General features: G+C 64.0%; 15 protein-coding genes and 3 pseudogenes. 10 read left to right on the top strand and 8 right to left on the bottom strand.

Features of this window, described 5'->3' with window-relative positions; translation table 11 throughout:
* Window positions 1-33: 33 nt before the first annotated feature.
* Entirely contained in the window at window positions 34-1,455 is a 1,422-nt protein-coding gene (locus CUJ89_RS22620; RefSeq protein WP_114179654.1) for a PLP-dependent aminotransferase family protein, read from the bottom strand.
* A 152-nt stretch (window positions 1,456-1,607) separates the two neighbouring features.
* Here CUJ89_RS22620 and CUJ89_RS22615 point away from each other — a divergent pair, with 152 nt between their 5' ends.
* Both CUJ89_RS22615 and CUJ89_RS22610 read left to right on the top strand, forming a co-directional pair.
* On the top strand, window positions 1,608-3,932 hold the full coding sequence (locus CUJ89_RS22615) for an FdhF/YdeP family oxidoreductase (protein WP_114179653.1): 2,325 nt from the start codon (window positions 1,608-1,610) through the stop codon (window positions 3,930-3,932).
* Window positions 3,933-3,944: 12 nt separating this feature from the next.
* Window positions 3,945-4,865 carry a bestrophin family protein gene (locus CUJ89_RS22610; protein ID WP_114179652.1) on the top strand — a complete coding sequence of 307 codons (921 nt, stop codon included), beginning with the start codon at window positions 3,945-3,947 and terminating at the stop codon, window positions 4,863-4,865.
* Window positions 4,866-5,036: 171 nt separating this feature from the next.
* On the opposite strand, the pseudogene CUJ89_RS22605 reads toward CUJ89_RS22610, so the two are convergent.
* A pseudogene (locus CUJ89_RS22605) lies at window positions 5,037-6,641 on the bottom strand (FUSC family protein); the annotation flags it as partial.
* Between the two features lie 292 nt (window positions 6,642-6,933).
* Here CUJ89_RS22605 and CUJ89_RS22600 point away from each other — a divergent pair.
* The gene (locus CUJ89_RS22600) at window positions 6,934-7,836 is read left to right on the top strand and encodes a LysR family transcriptional regulator (protein WP_114179651.1); all 903 of its coding nucleotides are present in this window, start codon (window positions 6,934-6,936) and stop codon (window positions 7,834-7,836) included.
* 636 nt (window positions 7,837-8,472) lie between these two features.
* Here the strand turns inward: CUJ89_RS22600 and CUJ89_RS22595 are convergent.
* The 4 genes from CUJ89_RS22595 to CUJ89_RS22580 are packed head-to-tail and all read right to left on the bottom strand — an operon-like array spanning window position 8,473 to window position 15,290.
* On the bottom strand, window positions 8,473-9,903 hold the full coding sequence (locus tag CUJ89_RS22595; protein WP_114179650.1) for a hypothetical protein: 1,431 nt from the start codon (window positions 9,901-9,903) through the stop codon (window positions 8,473-8,475).
* Window positions 9,904-9,914: 11 nt separating this feature from the next.
* Window positions 9,915-10,205: a PAAR domain-containing protein gene (locus CUJ89_RS22590; RefSeq protein ID WP_114179649.1), complete on the bottom strand. Its 291-nt coding sequence runs from the start codon at window positions 10,203-10,205 to the stop codon at window positions 9,915-9,917.
* 1 nt (window position 10,206) lies between these two features.
* Window positions 10,207-11,643: a hypothetical protein gene (locus CUJ89_RS37815; protein WP_152036656.1), complete on the bottom strand. Its 1,437-nt coding sequence runs from the start codon at window positions 11,641-11,643 to the stop codon at window positions 10,207-10,209.
* The gene (locus CUJ89_RS22580) at window positions 11,640-15,290 is read right to left on the bottom strand and encodes a type VI secretion system Vgr family protein (RefSeq protein ID WP_114179647.1); all 3,651 of its coding nucleotides are present in this window, start codon (window positions 15,288-15,290) and stop codon (window positions 11,640-11,642) included. Before CUJ89_RS22580 ends, CUJ89_RS37815 begins: the two co-directional genes overlap by 4 nt.
* Window positions 15,291-15,519: 229 nt before the next feature.
* Between CUJ89_RS22580 and CUJ89_RS22575 the strand changes: the two are divergent.
* Window positions 15,520-15,672, top strand: a pseudogene (locus CUJ89_RS22575) (LysR family transcriptional regulator); the annotation flags it as partial.
* A 135-nt stretch (window positions 15,673-15,807) separates the two neighbouring features.
* On the opposite strand, the gene CUJ89_RS37810 reads toward CUJ89_RS22575, so the two are convergent.
* Window positions 15,808-16,071: a hypothetical protein gene (locus CUJ89_RS37810; RefSeq protein WP_152036655.1), complete on the bottom strand. Its 264-nt coding sequence runs from the start codon at window positions 16,069-16,071 to the stop codon at window positions 15,808-15,810.
* Here CUJ89_RS37810 and CUJ89_RS22570 point away from each other — a divergent pair.
* The 4 genes from CUJ89_RS22570 (at window position 16,070) to CUJ89_RS22555 (ending at window position 20,412) form a co-directional block, all read left to right on the top strand.
* Complete coding sequence (locus tag CUJ89_RS22570; protein WP_114179646.1) at window positions 16,070-17,629, top strand: DHA2 family efflux MFS transporter permease subunit; 1,560 nt, start codon at window positions 16,070-16,072, stop codon at window positions 17,627-17,629. The genes CUJ89_RS37810 and CUJ89_RS22570 overlap by 2 nt on opposite strands.
* Before the next feature lie 148 nt (window positions 17,630-17,777).
* The gene (locus tag CUJ89_RS22565; RefSeq protein WP_114179645.1) at window positions 17,778-18,107 is read left to right on the top strand and encodes a hypothetical protein; all 330 of its coding nucleotides are present in this window, start codon (window positions 17,778-17,780) and stop codon (window positions 18,105-18,107) included.
* 253 nt (window positions 18,108-18,360) lie between these two features.
* The gene (locus CUJ89_RS22560; RefSeq protein WP_114179644.1) at window positions 18,361-18,693 is read left to right on the top strand and encodes a sugar ABC transporter ATPase; all 333 of its coding nucleotides are present in this window, start codon (window positions 18,361-18,363) and stop codon (window positions 18,691-18,693) included.
* A 129-nt stretch (window positions 18,694-18,822) separates the two neighbouring features.
* The gene (locus tag CUJ89_RS22555) at window positions 18,823-20,412 is read left to right on the top strand and encodes an ABC transporter substrate-binding protein (RefSeq protein ID WP_114179643.1); all 1,590 of its coding nucleotides are present in this window, start codon (window positions 18,823-18,825) and stop codon (window positions 20,410-20,412) included.
* Between the two features lie 62 nt (window positions 20,413-20,474).
* Here the strand turns inward: CUJ89_RS22555 and CUJ89_RS22550 are convergent.
* Window positions 20,475-20,618: pseudogene (locus CUJ89_RS22550) on the bottom strand (HipA domain-containing protein); the annotation flags it as partial.
* 171 nt (window positions 20,619-20,789) lie between these two features.
* Between CUJ89_RS22550 and sapR the strand changes: the two are divergent.
* Window positions 20,790-21,665 (top strand): sap1 transcriptional regulator SapR, encoded by an 876-nt coding sequence (gene sapR, locus CUJ89_RS22545; RefSeq protein WP_114179642.1) that lies wholly within the window; start codon window positions 20,790-20,792, stop codon window positions 21,663-21,665.
* A gap of 20 nt (window positions 21,666-21,685) precedes the next feature.
* Window positions 21,686-22,249, top strand: coding sequence for a D-alanyl-D-alanine dipeptidase (gene ddpX / locus CUJ89_RS22540; RefSeq protein WP_114179641.1), 564 nt, complete (start codon window positions 21,686-21,688; stop codon window positions 22,247-22,249).
* Window positions 22,250-22,292 lie beyond the last annotated feature (43 nt).

Here is a 22,292-nt window from a genome sequence, read left to right as displayed (position 1 = left end):
CGGCCGGCCGCCGCCTGCCACCCGGCACGGCGCTCACCGCGCCGCGCACTCCGATGCGAGCCGCCCCAGCACCTTCAGCGCGTCCTCGATCTGCCGCGACCACGGATAGCTGTAGTTGAGCCGGATGAAATGCCGGTAATCGGTGCCCGCGGAGAACATGTGCCCGGGCCCGACCGTGATCCGCTGGGCGAGCGCGAGCGCGTACAGCTTCATCGCATCGACCTGCGGCGGCAGCTCGACCCACAGCACATACCCGCCCTGCGGCTGCGACAGCCGCGTGCCTTCCGGAAAGAAGCGCCGCACCATCGCGCTCATCAGGCTCGCCTGCTGCGCGTACTGCTTGCGCATGCGTCGCAGGTGGAAATCGTAGCCGTCGTATTTCAGGTACTCGGCGATCGCGAGTTGCTCGATCGCGGGCGTCGCGAGCGTGTTCAGGAATTTCAGCTTCTCGACCTGGTCGCGGTAGCGACCCGGCATCGCCCAGCCGATCCGGTAGCGCGGCGACAGGCTCTTCGTGAACGACGCGCAATGCAGCACGAGTCCGTCGCGGTCGAACGACTTCAGCGCGCTCGGCGTCGTGTCGCCGAAGTGCAGCTCGTGATAGACGTCGCTCTCGATCGCGGGCACGCCATGCTTCGCCAGCAGTTCGACGAGCGCGCGCTTGCGCGCGTCGGGCATCTGGAAACCGAGCGGATTCTGGAAATTAGGCATCACCATGCACGCGGCAATGCGCTCGCGCCCGAGGATCCGTTCGAGCGCGTCGAGATCGATGCCGTCGCCCGGGTGCGTCGCGACCTCCAGCGCACGCATGCCCATCCGCTCGATCGCGTGCAGCATCGCGTAGAACGTCGGCGACTCGACGGCGATCGTGTCGCCCGGCTTCGCGACGGCCTGCAGGCACAGGTTGATCGCCTCGGTCGCGCCGATCGTCATCACGATCTCGCCCGGCTCGACCGCGATCCCGCGCTCCGCATAGCGCCGCGCGATCTGGCGGATCAGCTCCTGGTTACCGGGCGGCAGGTCGTCGATCACGCCCCAGCGCGTGCGGCGACGCCCGATCGCCTGCGCGTAGCGCGCGAGGCGCTGCACCGGGAACTGCGATGCATCGGGATACGGCGAGCCGAGCGGCACCGCGTCGTCGCGCGCGATCGAGCGCAGCGTCGACAGCACGAGCCGGCTCACGTCCACGGCCGACGGCTCGGCGGCCGGCGCCGACATGTGCAGTTCGGCCTCGGCCGGCGCCGACGCGCGCGCCCGCACGAAATAGCCCGACTGCGGCCGGCTTTCGATCAGGCCGCGGCTTTCCAGCACGAGGTACGCGCGCAGCACGGTCGTGACGCTGAGCTGCTGCTGCCGGCTCGCCTGCCGCACCGACGGAATCCGCTCGCCGGGCCGGTACACGCCACGCTCGATCTGCGCCTGGAGATCGTCGGCCAGTTGTTCGTAACGCTTCACGCGCCTCCCTTTCAACTTCCCTTCAACAACACAGTTGCGATCCGCACTGTATGGATGGCCGAAACTGTACTCTTTTTTGAAGTGAACAGGTGTACACACAGCCGGTCGGGCACCCCGCGTACTCTGCACCCATCGACCCCGACACCCGCATCATGAAAAAGAAATCCGCCACCGCGCGCATCGAACCGTACACTCACCCGGCCGCCGGCTGGGGGGCGCTGAAAGCCGTCACGATCAACCTGATCAAGGAAAAGGTCGCCGGCGGCAACTACCGCACGCTGCTGCGCCAGAACCAGCCGGACGGCTTCGACTGCCCCGGCTGCGCGTGGCCCGACCGCCAGCACGCATCGACGTTCGAATTCTGCGAGAACGGCGTGAAGGCCGTGGCCGCCGAAGCGACGAGCAAGCGCGTGACGCCCGAATTCTTCGCCGCGCACACGGTCACCGAACTGCTCGAACAGTCGGACTTCGAACTCGAACAGCACGGCCGGCTCACCGACCCGATGGTGTACGACGCGCAGACCGACCGCTATGTGCCGATCGCGTGGGACGACGCGTTCGCACTGATCGCGCGCCACCTGCGCGCGCTGCCCGACCCGAACCAGGCCGCGTTCTACACGTCCGGCCGCGCGAGCAACGAAGCGGCGTTCCTGTACCAGTTGCTCGTGCGGCGGTACGGCACGAACAACTTCCCCGACTGCTCGAACATGTGCCACGAGGCGACGAGCCGCGGGCTGCCGGCGTCGGTCGGCGTCGGCAAGGGCACCGTCACGCTCGACGATTTCGAACATGCGGACATGCTGCTGATCTTCGGCCAGAACCCCGCGACCAACCACCCGCGGATGATGGGCGAACTGCGCGAGTGCGCGAAGCGCGGCGCGACGATCGTGTCGATCAACCCGTTGAAAGAGCGTGGCCTCGAGCGCTTCGCCGATCCGCAAAGCCCGCTCGAGATGCTGACGATGTCGGGCACGAAGATCGCATCGACGTTCATCCAGCCGACGATCGGCGGCGATTTCGCGCTGATCAAGGGGATGGCGAAGCGCGTGCTCGAACTCGACGACGCCGCGCGCGCCGCCGGTGCGCCGCGCGTGCTCGACACCGCGTTCATCGGCGAGCACACGGCCGGCTTCGACGCGTTCGCCGACGACCTGCGCAACGAAAGCTGGTCCGCGCTGACGGCCGAAAGCGGCGTGCCGTACGAGCAGATCGACGGCCTCGCGCAACGCTATGCGCGCAGCGAGCGCGTGATCGCGACGTGGGGCATGGGCATCACGCAGCACAAGCATTCGGTCGCGACCGTGCAGATGCTGACCAACCTGATGCTGATGCGCGGCAACATCGGCCGCCCCGGCGCCGGCCTGTGCCCCGTGCGCGGCCACTCGAACGTGCAGGGCAACCGCACGGTCGGCATCGAGGAAAAGCCGTCGCAGGCGTTCCTCGACCGGCTCGGCCACGTGTTCGACTTCGAACCGCCGCGCCACCACGGCTACGACGTCGTCGAGACGATCGAGGGGATGCTCGAAGGTCACGTGAAGGTGCTGATCGGCCTCGGCGGCAACTTCGCGATGGCGACGCCCGACACGCCGCGCACCTGGGAAGGCATGCGCCGCTGCGACCTCTCCGTGCACATCACGACGAAACTGAACCGCAGCCACCTGATCCACGGCCGCGACGCGCTGATCCTGCCGACGCTCGGCCGCACCGAGATCGACCTGCAGGACAACGTCGCGCAAGGCGTGACGGTCGAGGATTCGATGAGCATGGTTCACGTGTCGTACGGGATGAACAAGCCCGCGTCGCCGAACCTGATGTCGGAACCGGCGATCGTCGCGCACATGGGCCACGCGCTGTTCGGCAGCGGCAAGATCGACTGGCTCGCGTACAAGGACGACTACGCGAAGATCCGCGACGCGATCGAGGCGACGCTCGACGGCTTCTACGACTACAACACGCGCATCGCGCGACCGGGCGGCTTCCACCTGCGGGTCGCGTCGCGCGACCGCGAATGGCTCACGCCGACCGGCAAGGCGAACTTCATCGCGCACGCGCTGCCGACCGACACGCCGATCCAGCGCGCCCGCGCGCAGCACGGCGAACGCCTGATGACGCTGATGACGACGCGCTCGCACGACCAGTACAACACGACCGTCTACGGGCTCGACGACCGCTATCGCGGCGTGTTCGGCCAGCGCCGCGTGGTATTCGCGAACCGCGACGATCTCGCGATGCTCGGGCTGAAGGCCGGCGAATGGGTCGACATGGAAACCGTGTGGCACGACGGCATCGAGCGGCGCGCGGACGGCTTCCTGCTCGTCGAATACGACATCCCGCGCGGCTGCATCGGCGCGTACTACCCGGAAACGAACCCGCTCGTGCCGCTCGACAGCGTCGGCGACGTGTGCAACACGCCGACGTCGAAGTCGATTCCCGTGTTGCTGCATCGCGCCTCCGCGCCGGCATCGATCGCCGCCTGACGGAGCACGACGATGATCGTTCGTCCGCGCGAGCACTGGCTGCGGATGCTGCTCGTCTGGAACGGCTCGGTGCTGCCGACCATCCTGCCGCAGCTCCTGCTGACGCTCGCGATCAGCCTCGTCGCGGTGTGGGGCGGCGGCCGCGTGCTCGGCGAGAAGGTGCCGCTGAACCCGACGCCGTTCACGCTGATCGGGCTCACGCTGGCCATCTTCGCGGGGTTTCGCAACAACGCGAGCTACGACCGTTACCGCGAGGCGCGGCAGCTGTGGGGCGGCGTGCTGACCGCCACGCGCACGCTGGTGTCGCAGGCGCTCTGCTACGGCGCGATCGACCACGACGACAATGCGCGGCGCGCGTTGGTGCGGACGGTCGTCGCCTTCGTCTATGCGCTCAAGCATCAACTGCGCGACACCGATCCAGCCGACGACTTGCGCGCGCTGCTCGACGACGGTTGCTATGCGCGCATCGCTGCCGCCCGGTTCCGCCCGGTCGCGATCGTGCACGGGCTGCGCGAAGCGTTCGCCGCGCGCGCCGATGCGGGCCGCCTCACCGACACGCGACTGTGGATGCTCGACGCGCGCCTCGACGATCTGGTCTCGATGGTGAGCGGCTGCGAGCGCATCGCGTCGACGCCGATCCCGTTCTCGTACGACGTGCTGCTGCACCGGACCATCTATGCGTACTGCGTGCTGCTGCCGTTCGGCCTCGTCGATTCGATCGGCGCGGCGACGCCGTTCGTCACCGTGTTCGTCGCCTATACGCTGATCGCGCTCGACGCGATCGCGCATGCGATCGCCGAGCCGTTCGGCGACGGCCCGAACCATCTCGCGCTCGACGCGATGACGCGGCAGATCGAGCGCACGCTGCTCGAACTGAACCGCGAGCCGCTGCCGGCGGAAGTGACGCCTGGCAAGGCCTATCGCCTCAGCTAGGCCGCGCCCCGCCGCGCACGGTTCAATCCCGGGCGCCGCGCAGGAAGCCGTCGTGCGCGGCGGCCGCGTCCGCGATCGTCCGCAGCAGCACGACGCCGCGCAACAGCGCGCGGCCGGCTCGCGCGCCGCCAGCCCGGCCAGCGCCAGCAGGCTGTCGCCGATCGTCCAGACCGCAAGAAGATCGCGCAGGTCGTGCTCGATGCGGGCTTGCGGCAGGCTGCCCGCAAAGCCCAGTTCGCGCCCGAGACGGTCGGCCGTGCGGCTCAGCCACGCGCTCGCCGGCCACGCACGCGGGTCGCGGGCGATGCTCGCCAGATCGCGGCGCACCGCGCGATGCATGCGCTGCCGGCTGGTGCCGGGATCGCCGGGGAACACGAGCGCGAACACCAGTGCGCCGAACCCGATCCCGAGCAGCGTGGCGAGCGCCGAGTTGAGGAACGCCGCATCGGCGATGCGCACGGTATTGTCCGGCGACGTGAAATTCCAGAAGAAGATCGAGAAGCCGCTGCCGATGCCGGCCGTGCGCGGATTACGCATCACGATGCCCGTGCCGATCATGAACACGCCGATGATGTACGCCAGCATCTCGAAACCCGACACCGCGGGCAGCAGCACGAAATTGCAGAGGGCGCCTGCGACCGCTGCGCAGGCCGCGCCTTTCAGGAAACCGACTGTCGCGCCTATCGAGTTCGGGCGCGTCGAAAACAGCGCGCAGACCACGCCCGTGATCGCGACGAAACCGGCCCCCGACGGCCACGCGGTCAGGATCCAGATCGCCGATGCAGCCAGCACCGCGACGCACGCGCGGATGCCGTTGTGCCACGCGAGCACCGCATCCTGGTGGAACGCATAGCGCACGCGCGAAGGCGGCGGCTCCGGCCGGTCGAGCTGCGCCCGGCTCGCGAATGCGCGGTCGAACCCCGCGAGCAGCGCCGCCAGCCGGTCGAGCGTGAGCAGGCGCGACGCATCCGAACCGGTCGGCTCGACGGCCTCGGCGCGCCACGCGTCGTCCACGCGCGCGCGCAGCGCGGCCAGTGCGGGCCCCGCTTCGCCCGACGCGGTCACGCCGTCGAGCACGCGCGCAGCGTCGGCGACCAGCGGGTCCGGCGGTTCGCCGCCGCGCGCCGCGTGCTCGTGTAGCGCTTGGCCCGCAGCGTGCGCGGACAACACGCCCAGCACCGCCGCGCGCAGATGGCCGATCGCATTGCGCACCTGGGGCGCGCCGGCGGCCGCATATTCGGCTGCCGTGTCGAGTTCGAGCGCGTCCGCGAACAGCCGGTGCACCGCCGCGCCGTTCGGCTCGCGGCGCAGCGCGCCCGCGCCGACGGCGACCGCGCGGTCGAGATAGCGCGTGAGCCGCGTGCGGACGTCCGTCAGTGGTGCGCCCGGCGCGAAGACCGTGTCGAACAGCGCGCCGCACAGAATGCCGACCACCACGTAAAGGAACCGCGCGATCGCGATGTCGAACGCGTGCAGCGGCGCGGACACCGCGTCCATCGCGATGATCGCGGCCGTATAGCCCGCGAGCACCGCCGCATACGCGCGGAAATTCCGCTGGAACGTCGCGACGCCCGCGCACAGGCCGATCCACGCCGCGAGCGCCGGCAGGAACAGCTCGGGCGTCTGCGCGAACGCGCCGGTCAGCGCGAGCGCAACCGCCGCGCCGATCGCGGTACCGAGAATCCGGTACTGGCTCTTCGACAGCCCCATCCCGCGGCTACCCTGCGCGACGATCCACACGGTCGACGCGGCCCACTTCGGGTCGTCGAGATTCATCCGGAACGCGATATAGAGCGCAAGCAGCGACGCGGCGGTGTTGCGCAACGCGAAGCCGAGGACGCCGGGCGGCAGCGTCGGCCATGCATCGCGCAGCGCGGTACGCACCGCCGCGAACGGCGGCAGGCTGGGGAAAGCGAATTTCATCCGGCGAGCATACGGTTGCCTGGCCCCGTCGCTAAGCGGCCCCGACGGGATTGGTTATTTCACCGGGCAGGATAATCGGCGCGACACGAAAGGATGACGGAAGGAACGCTAAGATGCGCGAAGGTCAATCAATCAAGCACGCTTCATGGACTTCGAGAGCATCCGGATCTTCCTGCGGGTGGTGGAGCGCGGCAGCTTCACCGCCGCCGCCACGCAACTCGACACGCCGCTCAGCCGCGTGAGCCGCAAGGTCAGGCAGCTCGAGGACGACCTCGGCGTCCAGCTGCTGTACCGCACCACGCGCCGCGTGTCCGTCACCGAAGCCGGGCGCGACTACTACGAACGCTGCCTGCGCGCCGAGGACATCCTGCTCGACGCCGACCGCCAGGCCCGCGCGCTGCGCACGGAGCCGGAAGGGACGTTGCGCGTGCTGGTGCCCTACTCGATCGGCCTGTTCGAACTGGAGCCGGCGCTCGCCGAGTTTCGCCGGCGTTATCCGAAAGTCCAGCTCGTGCTGATCTACGACAACAGCGTGCTCGACCTCGTCGAGCACGGTTTCGACGTCGCGTTGCGCACGGGTGTGCTGACCGATTCCGGCTACGTCGCGCGTTCGCTCGGCTGGTCGCAGGCGAAACTCGCCGCGAACCCGGCCTACCTCGACCGCGTCGGGCGGCCGCGCACGCCGCAGGATCTCGCGCAGCACGACATCCTGTTCGTTGGCCGCGACACGCCGGGCCTGACGCTGCGGCTCACCAACACCACCGGCGAGGTGGTCGACGTGCCGGTGCGGCCCGTGCTGATCTCGAACGAATCGGCGACGGTGCTGCGCCAGGCCGCGAGCGGCGGCGGTATCGCGCTGATCTCGACGCACTACACGGCCCGCCGGCTCGCCCGGAACGAACTCGAAATCGTGCTGCCCGACTGGCACCGGGCCGACGACGTCGAACTCAACGTGCTGTACCCGCGGCGCGCGACGCTCGACAGCAAGGTGCGCGCGTTCGTCGATTTCCTCGCGGAACTGTTCACCGCATGGCGAAGCGCGCCGTAGACGACGCGGCTGGCCCGGCGCGCACCGAGCGCCGGGCGATTATTGCGGCTGGCGAAACCAATGAGCGTGCTGCAGACAAGCGTGAGCAACGGAACAGCTATTCTTTTTAGCAGTTTCACTACATTCCCCCTCAAGTCACGTCTTCGCAAAAATCACAGGGTGTGATTTCTACACCCTGCCCCAGCCTCACAGCATCGGCCAGTCTTCCGCGCCCTGGTTCACCCGCATGGATTCCGGCACGGGCTGCAGCCACCAGGGTGACCGTGTTCCCTGTACCACCGGTTGCGTCCCTTCCAGGTAAACGGTCTGTCCGTGCACAGGCCGTCTTCAATCGCTTCCATGTACATGATGGTTGAGACATAGGACCGCCAGCCGCGGAGTTTCGGCAGCGCTATTCCTCCTGCAAGATAGAGCCAGGCAAACACCGCTACGGCCACGGGATACCACCAGCCCGGTTCCCGGTCCCACCAGCCCCACAAGGCGATGGCCCCAAGCATCGCCGCACATGCCACGCTCAATAGCAGCCATTTGCTAACCCGGACCTTCGTGTAGACCTTGCGCCATCTTTCACGTGACTGCACACGTGATTCGAACGGTGCTGCATACCCGATGTATTTCGACATATCCGTGCACCCCTTACCAATATTTATCAATCAGGTCGACCACATAAAGGACCGGTGCGGGGTTGCGCAGAAGGAAAAGCACGACCATCACAGCCGCAACGCCCCATGTAAGAACGGTGTCCGACGTGCTCCAACCCGTGGGCGAAAGCAGCATGGCAACCACCCATAGTGACGCACACATGCCGAGGTCAGCACCCAGGATCGGGTTGTACTCGTATTCCTTCTTCCACGGCACCGCCACGCGATCCGGTTCTTTCGCCACCACATTAATCGCGACACCCTGCTCATGCGGCAACGCGATAAGCTGTGCGCCCTGGCCGAAATGCGCCATCTTCGCCGCCAGCGCCTGGAGCACCCAGCGTGCCACCGGAGCCTGCGGACCGATAGTCGAATCAAGCGCATGCTCATCCACTTTCAGGTCAGATTCCTTCACAGCTCCCAGGGTTGCGTGCTGTGCGAGACCCTTGAGGCGGCTGTACCAGAAATGGCGGATACGTGTACGCTGCACCTGTTCCGAACCCAGCAGCAACGCAAGTGCCTTGTCCGCCTCGTCGGCATCGGCAACGATCTGGCGCAACAGCCAGGCTTGCCTTTTCTGCTCCGGCTTTGCCTGCATGAGCGCTGGCGAGCCAAACAGCAACGCCACGGCGGCTTCCGAAACGTCCGGCTTGACGTCCGCGTTCTCGTCATTCAGATGCCACGCCAGCACGAGGCGATACTTCGGCATCCTCTCGTTGACATACGCATAGTAGGGCCTACGCTCGTTGTCGTTGAACCAGTCCTCCGCAAATCCGGGATCCCGCTCGTTGCCGATCCATCTGACGCGCGGCTTGCCTGGCAATCCGATCCGTTCCCAAACCGTGTGAAGGTCAAGCGATGATTCAGGCCGCTCGCACTGGATCACGATCTCGAATGAATTGCTTTTCGCCGCCAGGGCAAGCCGTGCGGCCAGCGGTGTCAGCAGCTTTTCAAACATCGCGTGTTCACGCAAAGCGGCATCGTCTCCCTCAACGCTGGCGAGACGCATCACCTTTCCGGGATTTTCGGGCGGGTCACCCTCCAGCTTCAGCATGCGCTCCGCAAGATCGGGTTCAGGCACGAGAAGCACGCTGTCGAGTACCGCCATGCCCGCACGGCTCTGTCGTTGCCAGCCGGTAATCTCGTGCCAGCGCGCCGTGTTATGGTCTGCGGCCTGCCTCGCAGGAATGTCATAGGCGAACAGCCACACCAGGCAACTGAGTGCGACCCAGCAGAAAAACGGCACTGCTACCGCATCATGGATAACTGTGTCCCAGGGTATCGAGCCAACCTTCGGCAGACCCGGCACAACCATGGCAAGCGCGAAGCCCTGGACAATCAGGTACAGCACGAGAAAGAACCAGATGGATGGCGGCTCCTGCGCCTCCCACTCGGAAGAAAAACGCGGATTCCAGCGAAAACCCATTCGACCTCCTGTCACGCCTCAACTGTCCACTCACGCTGCGACGCGCGCAGCCGTGGCGGCGGGTTGCACTTGCAGCGGCACAGATCGTTCTCCAGCGCGTGTTGCTTGCCGCCCAGGTCGCTGTCCAGTGGCCGGGGAGCGTCCGCCTCGATACGACCTATCGAGTTACATGCTGGGCATTGAAGCCGTGCACCCAGGTAGCTGACCTTCCGGCCGTCGAGGTCCATATCGTCCAGGCCATCGAGCACGACGCCATTCGCGGTCGTTTGATCTTGCTGGAATATGCAGGCACGTTCTCCCATGTCAGACTCCCACCCATTCCCAATCGGCCTTGTCGCCCGTCTCCTTCACGGTCGGCATCGTTTGTCCGTGCCGCACAGTCACAATGCCCGCGAGATCGTACCGATAGCCCCTGTCCCATCCCTCCCGGATGCGAGGCAGCCAGCGACCGCTGCGCGGGCACGCCGATCCCGGCTCGCAGAACTGTCGTGTCTCTTCTATGGTGTCGAATGAATACTGCTTCACAGGTGTGGGCGCGCTGCCTTCCCACAGCCACTGCACCGGGCCGTCGAGACTCATACCGTTGCCCCTCTCCATCAGCATCTTCACGGAATCGGTAGTCGCAACGGCCCTGGCCTTGAACGGCACGAGCTGGAGACTCCGATGGTTGCTGGAGTTCGTGCGCACAGCACGGTACAGACCGTCCTCTGCGAACGTCTCACCAGGTTTCACCGGCTGGGACGACATGCTTGCGCGGTGTGTTGCTTCCCACTGTTCGCGCTCCTGCGGCGTCGAGGGGTAATCATGATCCATCTTGATCGTTGAACGGTTGTCCTTGCCGGAAAAGAAGTCAGCGTGACTTCGTTGTTGCTCGTCGCCGTCTTTCCAGTTGATATACAGCCAAGCGCTCAAGGCGAACGCGTAGGTGCCTGCTTTGTACTGGTCTCTTGGAAGGGCCTTGAATATGAAATCCTGATGCGCCCCTCCCTCCAAAGTAATCATATCCCCCTTGAAATCGGCAACATTCACCAGTGGCTGTCCCGCAAGGTTGAATTTCCACCCACCCTTTTTCTTTGGATCAAGATTAATCGCCCCGACAGAAAGCGTTTCTTCGTTAAGGTCCCCAGACCAGAGATCAGGTCGCTTGAACGAGAATGCGTCACGCCCCGAATTGACAAAACGAACGATCACACTATAATAGCCATTCTTTGGCTCAATATTAATAACCGCAGCATTAATCCATAATTTTTTCCCACCAGAATTTTTTACATCCCGCCTAACGACTGCTACATTTTTTCCAAACTCATTAAAAAGTTTTTTTGGCAACTTCGCGATATTTCCCTGTACTGTTCTCAGCACACCATCTTGCATACAAGTCGCCGAGAAAAGTACCTGAGGATTATCGGTTGGCCGGACATCAAGCCCACGCCCCGCCTGACTCGATGGATCACACAACGTCGCTCTCACAGTTTCTGCGGCTTGGGAGCTATACGTCCCTTCCCTCGCCTCAAGGATGCCCGCACCCCCTAACTCGTCGTCATTAACTGTATCGAATAAAGTTAGCCAGGCTTTTCCTGACTCATCCACCGATACGCCATTTACACCAAAACGCCAATCGGCCCCAACAAAATAAGCCCATGCTTTGGGCTGCTGCCCATTACTTAAATTTTGCCCAGCCATTGCATTACCTCCAGCAACAAAAAGAATCACTAAAAAAATTGTCGAGATTATTCTTTTCATAACGGACTCGCATCGTCTTTCCTACATACGTTACTTGAGCCAACTCTCCACTTCTTGTTTGTGTACTTGGTCATCCATCGCCTCAGATATTCCATGTAATAAGGCGGGATAACAGGCTTCGCACCAGTTTCGACTTTGTTTCTGGCACCTAGCCCCATGAGATTACCCCGCGAGATCATCTGCCAGGTGAGCGTTCCATCAAGGGCATGCCCTTTGGCGAATTGAAGCTGCTCATTGTCTATATATTGCTCGTGCACGGCGCCACCGTCGCTGTAATACTCATCCGGAAAGTTAAAAAGATGGCCGCATTCGTGAGCCGGGGTGTAGTCCGTTCCGAACAAATCATACTCTCTCGCAGTCGGATCAAACGTTGCCCCAATTTCCCCCCAATTTCCAGAATCGTCACGAGCGGCGTAAGGATACAATTTAATAATTCTTGCGTATCCGGGCGCATTCTCTTCCGATGATTTCAGAACAACAAATTTGACATCAAACTTGATCTCAATGCGGCACCCACATGCAACGTCCTTGGAACAACCATCAAGAATCAACTTGTATGAATTCTGGTTAAGCGTATTCCTGATAAAATTCTCTTTTTCGGAGAATTTGAATGTCGTTGTCTCCCGGTCAACGAATTTTAAATTTACCTTAGCCGAGCTCGGCGCATTCGCACCATTATTGGTACTGTGGTAAGGAATGCTTTTACTAGTACCATTCGTCAGCTTTACATCCTTTGACACAGGATCAATTTCGTATATATCCTTCAGAATCACGCCGATCTTGACGAAAGCAGTCAGAGTCTTTGTTGTATCGTCATATTTCACGTCAAATTTTGCGTGCCCCTTTCCTCCCGATATGCTCCAGGGATCTCCTGGCCTCGGGATGTATTTCGTTTGTTCATTGGTCCAAGGGTAGTACGCCATCGTCTCCATATCCTGATCGTACTCGCCATTAAAATTCGACATCGTCCAGTTACAGGGTGCGGGATTAACGAGTTGGATCGGATCGGTGACATAGTTATTGCCATCTTTACCATCACTGTCACGCGGGAGCTTTATGTCCTTAGGGGCATTGGCCGGATCGTTTACATGTATCGTGCTCCGGTCGAACAGACGCGAAAAGAAACCACCGGTTGAAGATGACGAATTAGTACTGGTGCTGGGCGCGGTAGCGTCTTGTTGAACCTCGGTCGGCGTAACGGGGGTCGTGTTTGACGCTGCGGCAGGCGGTGCCGGTTGAACTGCTCCCGAGTTCGCCAACCCTTCCCACTGCGACGCGTCCGGTGCTGACGCTGGCGATGATGCGAAGTCCGGGTTGGTTCGCCACACTTCGCACTGCGTCGAGTACGGTACGAACACTGGTGCAAATGCCGCACCACCCAGGTTCATCTGCGCGGGGCCGGCCTTACTAAAGCTGCTGGTCTTGAACTTGGCCCCGCCTCGTGAGCCGAATTCGATGCCGTCCGGTGTCATGCGCAGGTACGAGCCACCGACGTTCAGCACGATCTCCTTGGACGACTTCACATGCAACACGCCGTCTACCGTCTCCATCGTCATGTCGCCCTGCGAGGCGAGCTGCATGCGGCCACGCTGAGCCTGAGCAACAAAATCCCCCGCCGACGTAATGAGGCTCATGCCCTTCTGCGAGAACATCGACAGCAGGTCGCCTGCTGCGGCGGTGAAACGCCTGAGCGTACTGAAATGCACACCCTTCTTTGCCGTGCCGACGATTGAACCGTCAGCGGCAACATGTACGCCATTGCCCGACGCGATACCGACCGGGCCGGGACCGGTCACAAGCACGCCCGGCTTTTTCAGTGCCTTCAGGCCGTCATGGATCGCCTGCTGCGCATCCAGATCGGCGGGCGATGCCTTCGACGCCCCCGCAGAATCGGCAAGTGACCTGGCGAACGCCTGGTGATCCGTCAACTGCGCGTCCGTTTCGTCCATGGCGAGCACCTTGCCGCTTCCGCCCGCCTGGTTATAGGCCGTCAGCATCGCGCCAGCACCGCCGCGCCCGACCAGATGTCCCGACGTGCGCAACTCCGCTCCCGAACCTCTTTCCTTCAGATCACCATCCGGTATGAAGCCCAGGTTGAGCTGGGAGCGGCCCGAGTGCTCGGTGCTGAGTTCAATCCCCTGCTGATTGTCCCAGTCATCCATCCACAGCTTGTTGCCGGACTGCGTGCGGATTTCGTTGCGCGACATGCGCCGCCGCGACGAATTGATAAGGTCGGGACGATGGCTGTTTGGCATGAAACCGACCAGGATCGGCTTGTTCGGGTTGCCTTCGCGAAAACCCACAAGCGCTTCGTCTCCATCCAGCGCGGGCATGTGCATGCCAGTATGGTTCGCGCCGGCAAAGGGCTTCGCCAGCCGCAGAGGAGCGCTCTCCACGCCTTTGGGCCAGATGCCGAAATCGCAATGAAAGCGCGCGATGTACTCGCCCTTGTCGGTAAGGTATGCAAATTTATATTTATCCGGTGAACAGATCGTTGCCCCGAGTGTGCCGTGTATCCGCGGCCACCGGCTCTCCTCGATTTTCATCCGGTACGGACGGTTGGCGGGAATGGCTGTGAATCGATTCATGTAGCTGGCATCGCGCGCGCCGCTATGCACGACCTTGGTCACAAACATGCCCGCTTTCGTGTCGTCAAGCACCCGGTCGGAACGCACGAGGCGACCCGGCCTGAGTTCGAGCACGGTCGATTTGACCTTGTATTGCACCTGCTGCGCGAGCGCCGCCTCATGCCGCAACTGTGCCTCATGCTTTGCTCCTGCGGCGTCTCCATGATGCGTGCCCCATACGTAGGGCTGGCCGATCATGGTGGGGTCATCCCAGTCTGGCTGGCTTTCGTCGCGAAGAATCTCCCAGGCACTCTCCGGGTTGTAATCCGCAACGACGAAGGATTCCGGCACGGTGCGGGTACGCATCTTGAACGAAAAGATGGACTCCTCGAACGTTGACAACCCGGCTGTGGGACGGTCAAGCACGGTGACGTGGGGCCGCTCGTAACCGTCGATATCATCGGCAATCACCAGCACTTCGCCATGCTCACCCATCGTCGTGAAGCAGAACAGGCCCGCCTGCTCCATTTCCAGCCTGATATAGGCCCAATCGCCCATGTTGTACTGGAAACGGAAGGCGTGCCGTGGGTGCTCATGTCTGAGGCGAAGTTCAACCTGCATCCAGAAGCGGATATCGTGGCGCTCAAGGATTGCTTTGATGATTTCCCACGATGCCATTCCCTGGTAAGTAACGCAGTTACTCGGACCGTCGAGCATGGCGAGTCGCTGGCGGACCACTATGCGATAGATGCAACCATCGCGCGATTCCGATATCAGATCGAAACGCGACACAAACCCGCTGAACTTGCGCCGCTCGCGCCCATCCTCGGGCTGAATCGTGAACTCTGCGAGCTGCCCGAGCACCTTCTTCCTGCTGACCGATCCCTCTGTTGAGACCACAGCCTTGATCCGGTACGGCTTGCAGATTTCCTCATGCACTTCCCACGATACGACCGACACCACGGGCATCGGTGGCGGCTTGCCGCTCTGGTCAGTCTTCTGCGGCTTGCGCGGCATCAGTTTCAGGTGCGCAGACTGCCGCCCCGTCAGGTATGTTCTTGTCCGATCAGCTTCAGCCATGGTCACCTACTTGATTGTGCTTCTCGATTCACAACGTACGGACCGGTGAAAACAGAAACGCTTCTCGCCCATCCGTCGCTCAATTCAAAAACCACAATCGTTTGACAGATTCACCCCTCACGCAATTGGACAAGTTCTAAAAAAGGTCGGAATCATGCGTGGCGGATAATTTTCACGAGAGCGAGCAGACGATCTACAACTGGCGCCAGCATTTCGGTGGCCTGGAAGCAGCCGACTCGAAATCGTGCTGCCCGACTGGCACCGGACCGACGACGTCGAACTCCACGTGCTTTACCCGCGACGCGCGACGCTCGACAGCAAGGTGCGCGCGTTCGTCGATTTCCTCGCGGAAGTGTTTACCGCGTGGCGCACCGCGCCGTGACCGGCATTGCGCGACCGGCAATCGGCGCGCGCAGGCCGGATTATTGCGGCACACGAAAGGATTTAATGAGCGCGCGAGCGTTGATCGTCGTTCGCCGCGTCGTTAGCCTGTGCCAATGAAAAACCACCACACACGCTACGGCAGCCACGTACCCGCTGCCCGCCGACGTATCACGCGCGTCGCGCCTTCCTGACCGGCGATATCCCGCCTCCCGAAGCCCGCCACGGCTTCGCCGATCCGATTGAACAACTGAACCGCACGCTGCGCGGGGCGGTCCCGCTTGCCGGCCACCCGCGCGCGCAGTGCGCACCGTCCGTTTCGCGGCCCGCCCGCGCATGCATCGCGCGCGCGACGAGCGATGCGCGCCGTCCGGCCCTCTCCATCACGCAGGAACACCATGTCATCTCCGTCCTCCCCGGGCCCGCTGTCGGGCGGCCGGCTCGCGATCGGCACGATCGCGGTATCGCTCGCGATGTTCATGAACGTGCTCGACTCGTCGATCGCGAACGTCGCCATTCCGACGATTTCGGGCGACCTCGGCGTATCGGTCGACGAAGGCACGTGGGTGATCACGATCTTCGCGGCCGCGAACGCGGTGTCGATTCCGCTGACGGGCTGGCTCACGCAGCGCTTCGGCCAGGTACGCCTGTTCGTCACGTCGATCCTGCTGTTCGTGTTCGCGTCGTGGCTGTGCGGGATCGCGCCGAACCTGCCGACGCTGCTCGCCGCGCGGATTCTCCAGGGCGCGGTCGCGGGGCCGCTCGCGCCGCTGTCGCAGGCGCTGCTGCTCGGCGCGTGGCCGCGGCAGAAATCGTCGAGCGCGCTGGCGCTGTGGTCGATGACGGCGCTCGTCGGGCCGATCGCGGGGCCATCGCTCGGCGGCTGGATCACGTACGACTACAACTGGTCGTGGATCTTCTACATCAACATTCCGGTCGGCTTCTTCGCGGCGGCGGTCACGTGGATCGTGTTCCGCGACCGCGAATCGGCCACGCGCCGCACGCCGATCGACACGGTCGGCCTGCTGCTGCTCGTGCTGTGGGTCGCATCGCTGCAGATCATGCTCGACAAGGGCAAGGACCTCGACTGGTTCAACTCGCCCGTCGTCGTCGCGCTGGGCATCGTCGCGCTGATCGGCTTCGCGTTCTTTCTCGTGTGGGAGCTCCACGAAGCCAATCCGATCGTCGACCTGCGGCTCTTCACGCAACGCAATTTCGCAGGCGGCACGATCGCGATCTCGGTCGCGTACGGGATGTTCTTCGGCACGCTCGTGTTGCTGCCGCAGTGGATGCAGGGTTATCTCGGCTACCGCGCGGTCGATTCGGGGCTCGCCACCGCGCCGCTCGGGATCTTCGCGATCGTGCTCACGCCGGTCATGGGGCGCCTGCTGACGCGCACCGACCCACGCTACATCGCGACGCTCGCGTTCGTCGGCTTCGCGGTCGTCTTCATGATGCGCACGACGTTCCATGCCGACGTGTCGCGCTGGGATCTCGTGCTGCCGACGCTGCTGCAGGGCATTCCGATGGCGATGTTCTTCGTGCCGCTGACGTCGATCATCCTGTCCGGGCTGCCGCCGGAAAAGATCCCGGCCGCGGCCGGCCTGTCGAATTTCGGCCGCACGTTCTGCGGCGCGGTGGGCACGTCGCTGATCAGCAATGCGTGGAACAACCGCACGATCCTGCATCACGTGCGGCTCACCGAACAGGCGAGCGTCAACAACCCGATCTTCGCGCAGCAGGTCGACACCACCCGTTCGCTGCTGCACCTGAGCCCCGATTCGGCGCTCGCGTTCTTCAACGCATCGGTCGATTCGCAGGCGGCCGTGATGGGGTTGAACGACATCTTCTACGTGTCGGCGATCATCTTCATCGCGATCATTCCGCTCATCTGGATCACGAAGCCGTCGCGCTCGGGCGGCGGCGATGCCGACGCGGCCGCCGCCGGCGCGCATTGATCCGCGGCGGTCGGGCCCCGCGCCCCAACCCGCAGACGTAATAAAGACTTGCAATCGATACAGCCCGAAACGTCAACAGCCGGTGTCCGCTCCGCGTTTTCTTGACATGCGCCCACGATCCGGACGCGCAACGACAGGAGAAAACACCATGCGAGCCTTTACCCGCCATCTCGCGATTGCCGCCACCCTGATGTCGGTGCTGACCGGCACCGCGTTTGCCGACACGCAGTGGCAACAGGCGCATCAGCGCCGCGAAGAGGTCAACCAGCGCCTCGCGAACCAGAATCGCCGCATCCATCACGAAGTGAAGGAGGGCGAGATGTCGCACGCACAGGCCGCGCGCCTGCACCGTGACGACCGCAAGATCCGCCAGGAAGAGCGGGACATGGCCGGGCAGGATCGCGGCCACATCACGAAGAGCGAAAGGCACGTGCTGAACCAGCAGGAAAATGCGGTCAGCCACAAGGTCGGCCAATAAGATCGACAACACCGGCAAGCGCCCATTCGCCATCGCCTGAAACGCCCGCTGCCGCCGCGCGGCAGCGGGTGCTTGTTGTATCGAATCGTTTCAACGCGCCATCCGCGTCAAACGCTGCGGGTATACTCCGTCGTCAGCTGCCTGCCGTATCGACCGTCAAAAACGGCCTCGATTCCGGGCGGTTTCGTCGCGAAGCTTCGCGTTTCGCCTACCCCGCGCCCCAGCCTCGATACGAGACACTCGACGACCGACCATGAAACGATTCCTGCTGCTCCTCCCCGCCGCCCTGCTCGCCGCCTGCGGTTCCGCTCCCTCGTCCGACTCGGCCGCATCCGGCGCAGCACCGATGATCTACGTGTCGTCGCAACGTCCGGCCCACGCGATCGCCAACTGCCTCGACAGCCGCCTGTCGGGTACCTCGCAATCGCAGCACAACGGCGTGACCGACATCGCCGTCGGATCGAACTCGTACTTCGTCACGCTGACGCCGTCGGGCAACGGCTCGGTCGTCAAGGTCGTGCGCGGCTCGGGCAGCGAGCCGCCCGAGGAAGCGATGCGCTTCGCGATCGCGCGCTGCGTGATCTGATCCGACGCCTGCCGGCGCCGGGCGCCCGCCCGGCCCACACCCGCGCGCCGCCGCGCGCACGCCGAATATTTTCATCCGGCCGCCGTCGATGAGAGAATCGCTCCACGATTCCTTTCCGACGGAGCCCACATGAAGCACCTGCTGTCCCGGCTGTTCATCAGCGCCGCGCTCGTCGCGCTTGTTCCGGCACTGCCGGCGCAGGCTGCCACGCCGCCCGGCATCTTCGTCGTCGCCACGCAGCTCGGCGAATTCACGACCCTCGACCCGAGCGGAATCTACGAACTCGTGCCGTCGGAGTACGTCGCGAACACCTATGAGCGGCTCGTGCGCGTCGACCTGAAGGATCCGACGCGCTTCGACGGACAGATCGCGCAATCGTGGACGGTCGGCGCCGACGGCGTGACCTACACGTTCAAGCTGCGCCCGGGCCTCACGTTCCATTCCGGCAACCCGGTGACCGCCGACGACGTCGCGTGGTCGCTGCAGCGCACCCTCCTGCTCGACAAGGGGCCGGCCGGCGTGCTCGCCGATCTTGGCCTCACGAAGGCGAACGTGATGCAGAAGGTGCGCGCGATCGATCCGCAGACGGTGGTGCTCGAAACCGACCGCAAATACGCACCGAGCTTCGTGCTCAACGTGCTGAGCGCGTGCCCGGCATCGGTCTTCGACAAGAAGCTGCTGCTGTCGCACCAGCAGGGCAACGATCTCGGCAGCGGCTGGCTCAGGACCAACGATGCGGGCTCCGGCCCGTACCAGCTCGTCAAGTGGACGCCGAACGAGAGCATCGTGCTGCAGCGTTTCGAGAAATACCGCACGCCGTACCCGATGAAGCGCGTCGTGCTGCGCCACGTGCCCGAAGCGTCCGCGCAACGGCTGCTGCTGGAGAACGGCGACGTCGACGCCGCGCGCAACCTGAGCCCCGACAGCCTCGCCGCGCTGACGAAGGCAGGCAAGATCAAGGTCGCGTCGTGGCCGGTGTCCGCGCTGCTGTACCTGAGCCTGAACACGAAGAACCCGAACCTCGCGAAACCCGACGTGCAGCAGGCGATGAAATGGCTGGTCGACTACGACGGCATCCAGCACAACATCGTCAGCACGACTTACAAGGTTCATGAAGCCTTCCTGCCCGAAGGCTTCCTCGGCACGCTGAACGCGCGCCCGTACAAGCAGGACGTCGCGAAGGCGAAGGCGCTGCTCGCGAAGGCCGGTTTGCCGAACGGCTTCGACGTGACGATGGACATGCCGAACGACTATCCGTACATCGAGATCGCGCAGGCGCTGCAGGCGAACTTCGCGCAGGGCGGCATCCGCGTGAAGCTGATCCCCGGCGACGCGAAGCAGGCGATCGGCAAGTACCGCGCGCGCCAGCACGACATCTTTATCGGCGAATGGTCGCCCGACTACATGGACCCGAACAGCAACGCGCGCGGCTTCGCGTGGAATCCGGACAACTCGGACCAGTCGCCGACGAAGATGCTCGCGTGGCGCAACAGCTGGGACATTCCGCAACTGACGAAGGACACCGAGGCCGCGCTCGTCGAGCCGTCGCCCGCGAAGCGCGCGCAGCGTTACGAAGCGCTGCAGAAGGCCGTGCTCGCGAACTCGCCGTTCATCATCATGTTCGAGAAGGTCGTGCAGGTTGCGACGCGCCCCGGCACGACCGGGCCGGAAATCGGGCCGATCAACGACCTCGTGTCATACCGCACGCTGGCGAAATAATCGCGGCGTCCCGCGCGGCCGGCCATGCCGGCGCGCGGGTAATCGCCGCAGCCCGCCGTGCCAGCGATCACGTCGTAGAGCGGCGTGAGACGGAAGCAGCCGCCCGGCAGCAGGCGCAGGCTGAAATTCTTCGCATGCCCGTCCGGCGCAGCGAACATCCAGAACACGATCTGGGCGGCGAACAGCGTGTCGAGATCCGTTTCCGCCGCTTCCGAGCGGGCAGGAAAATGCAAATTATTCGCCGGGGAAATAAACCCGACCCGGGATTGACCCTATCACCTTTCCTCACACCATAGTTTTTATCCGCTGGCGCGAATGATTTTGGCTTCGTTAGATGGATGACATTCGATCATCCGACGACAACGATCTAACAGCCGATGACCTGCGCGTTCGCCTGTACCGTCGAATCCCGCTATGCCGAGCTGACGCCGACCGCGAAGCGCATCGCGAGCTACATGCTCGCGAACCTCGACCGGCTCGGGCTCGAGACGGCCGACCAGATCGCCCGGCAGGCCGGCACGAGCGGCATCTCGGTCGGGCGCTTCCTGCGCAGCGTCGGCTATCGCAATCTCGACGACCTGAAACGCGAGTTGCGCGGCGGCGGCGATCGCCCATGGATGATCACCGACCGGCTCGACGAATACCGCCGTGTCGCCGGCACACAGCCGGCCGAAGGCAACGGCGGTGACGCCACGCTCGCGTCGTCGCTCGACCGCGAGCTCGATGCGATCCGCCACGTATACCGGCTCGCCGAAGGCCCCGTTTTCGCGCAGGTCGCCGACCGGATCGCGCATGCCGACGCGGTGTTCATCCTCGGCATCCAGTCGACGCGCGGGATCAGCAACGCATTCAGCAGCTACCTCGAATACCTGCGCCCGCGCGTGTTCTATTCCGACGGCCAGTCAGGCTCGTATGTCGATTCGCTGAACTCCGAATTCGAGCGGCCGTACTGCATCGTCACCGACACGCGCGCGTATTCGCGCAGCGCGCGCCGCTATTGCCAGGCGGCGGCCGAGCGCGGGCAGCCGTTCGCGCTGGTCACCGATCTCTCCTGCCCGTGGGCGCGCGAATGGCCGGCCGACCTGCTGCAGGTGAAGACCGACGTCGGCCAGTTCTGGGATTCGCTGGCGCCGCTCACCTGCCTGTTCAACCTGCTGATCACGGCCGTCGTCGACCGCCTCGGCCCCGCGATCGACCGGCGCGTCGCGCGCAACCGCGCACTGCAGCACACGTTCGACCAATTCGAATCTTGAGCGAGCCCTCTGAACCGCTGATGACCTTGCACCGCCTTGTCGAAATCACGCCCGCCACGCATCGCGTCGACCTCGATCTCGTCTACGCGACCGATCGCAACCTGACCGGCAAGCCGATCTACCGCCGCGCGCACTGCCTGCTGCTCGAACCGGCCGAAGCCGCGCTGCGCCGCGCGGTCGATGTCGCAGCACAAGCCGGCTTCACGCTGCGCATCTACGACGCCTACCGGCCGCCGCAGGCGCAGCAGGTGCTGTGGGATTTCCAGCCCGATCCGAATTTCATCGCCGATCTCGGCCGCGGCTCGAATCACAGCCGCGGCACCGCGCTCGACCTGACGCTCGTCGGCGCGGACGGCGAGCCGCTCGACATGGGCACGGGCTTCGACGAGATGGTCGCCGCGTCTGGTCACTTCCACGCGGGGCTGCCCGAAGCCGTGCAACGCAACCGCCTGCTGCTGCTCGGCGTGATGCACGCGGCCGGCTTCGCGCACATCGACAGCGAGTGGTGGCACTACGAACTGCCCGGTTCGCGCGCGTTGCCGCAGATCGACAACGCGGCGAGCGGCCCGTGGCGCCTGATGTGATGGCGATGCACGTCCCCCTCACCGTTCACGTTCAACGACTTCA

It is taken from the genome of Burkholderia pyrrocinia (assembly GCF_003330765.1).
In the GTDB taxonomy this organism is placed as follows: domain Bacteria; phylum Pseudomonadota; class Gammaproteobacteria; order Burkholderiales; family Burkholderiaceae; genus Burkholderia; species Burkholderia pyrrocinia_B.
The sequence above is the reverse complement of the archived record's forward strand: the minus strand, read 5'-3'. Positions and strand labels throughout refer to the sequence as shown.

What these genes read in the sequence shown, in the direction of transcription:
- CUJ89_RS22615 (WP_114179653.1), top strand. Translation starts at nt 1,608, where the DNA reads ATGAAAAAGAAATCCGCCACCGCGCGCATCGAACCGTACACTCACCCG.
- CUJ89_RS22600 (WP_114179651.1), top strand. Translation starts at nt 6,934, where the DNA reads ATGGACTTCGAGAGCATCCGGATCTTCCTGCGGGTGGTGGAGCGCGGC.
- CUJ89_RS22610 (WP_114179652.1), top strand. Translation starts at nt 3,945, where the DNA reads ATGATCGTTCGTCCGCGCGAGCACTGGCTGCGGATGCTGCTCGTCTGG.
- CUJ89_RS22580 (WP_114179647.1), bottom strand. Translation starts at nt 15,290, where the DNA reads ATGGCTGAAGCTGATCGGACAAGAACATACCTGACGGGGCGGCAGTCT.
- CUJ89_RS22590 (WP_114179649.1), bottom strand. Translation starts at nt 10,205, where the DNA reads ATGGGAGAACGTGCCTGCATATTCCAGCAAGATCAAACGACCGCGAAT.
- CUJ89_RS37810 (WP_152036655.1), bottom strand. Translation starts at nt 16,071, where the DNA reads ATGGTGTTCCTGCGTGATGGAGAGGGCCGGACGGCGCGCATCGCTCGT.
- sapR (WP_114179642.1), top strand. Translation starts at nt 20,790, where the DNA reads ATGACCTGCGCGTTCGCCTGTACCGTCGAATCCCGCTATGCCGAGCTG.
- CUJ89_RS22570 (WP_114179646.1), top strand. Translation starts at nt 16,070, where the DNA reads ATGTCATCTCCGTCCTCCCCGGGCCCGCTGTCGGGCGGCCGGCTCGCG.
- CUJ89_RS22595 (WP_114179650.1), bottom strand. Translation starts at nt 9,903, where the DNA reads ATGGGTTTTCGCTGGAATCCGCGTTTTTCTTCCGAGTGGGAGGCGCAG.
- CUJ89_RS37815 (WP_152036656.1), bottom strand. Translation starts at nt 11,643, where the DNA reads ATGAAAAGAATAATCTCGACAATTTTTTTAGTGATTCTTTTTGTTGCT.
- CUJ89_RS22560 (WP_114179644.1), top strand. Translation starts at nt 18,361, where the DNA reads ATGAAACGATTCCTGCTGCTCCTCCCCGCCGCCCTGCTCGCCGCCTGC.
- ddpX (WP_114179641.1), top strand. Translation starts at nt 21,686, where the DNA reads ATGACCTTGCACCGCCTTGTCGAAATCACGCCCGCCACGCATCGCGTC.
- CUJ89_RS22555 (WP_114179643.1), top strand. Translation starts at nt 18,823, where the DNA reads ATGAAGCACCTGCTGTCCCGGCTGTTCATCAGCGCCGCGCTCGTCGCG.
- CUJ89_RS22565 (WP_114179645.1), top strand. Translation starts at nt 17,778, where the DNA reads ATGCGAGCCTTTACCCGCCATCTCGCGATTGCCGCCACCCTGATGTCG.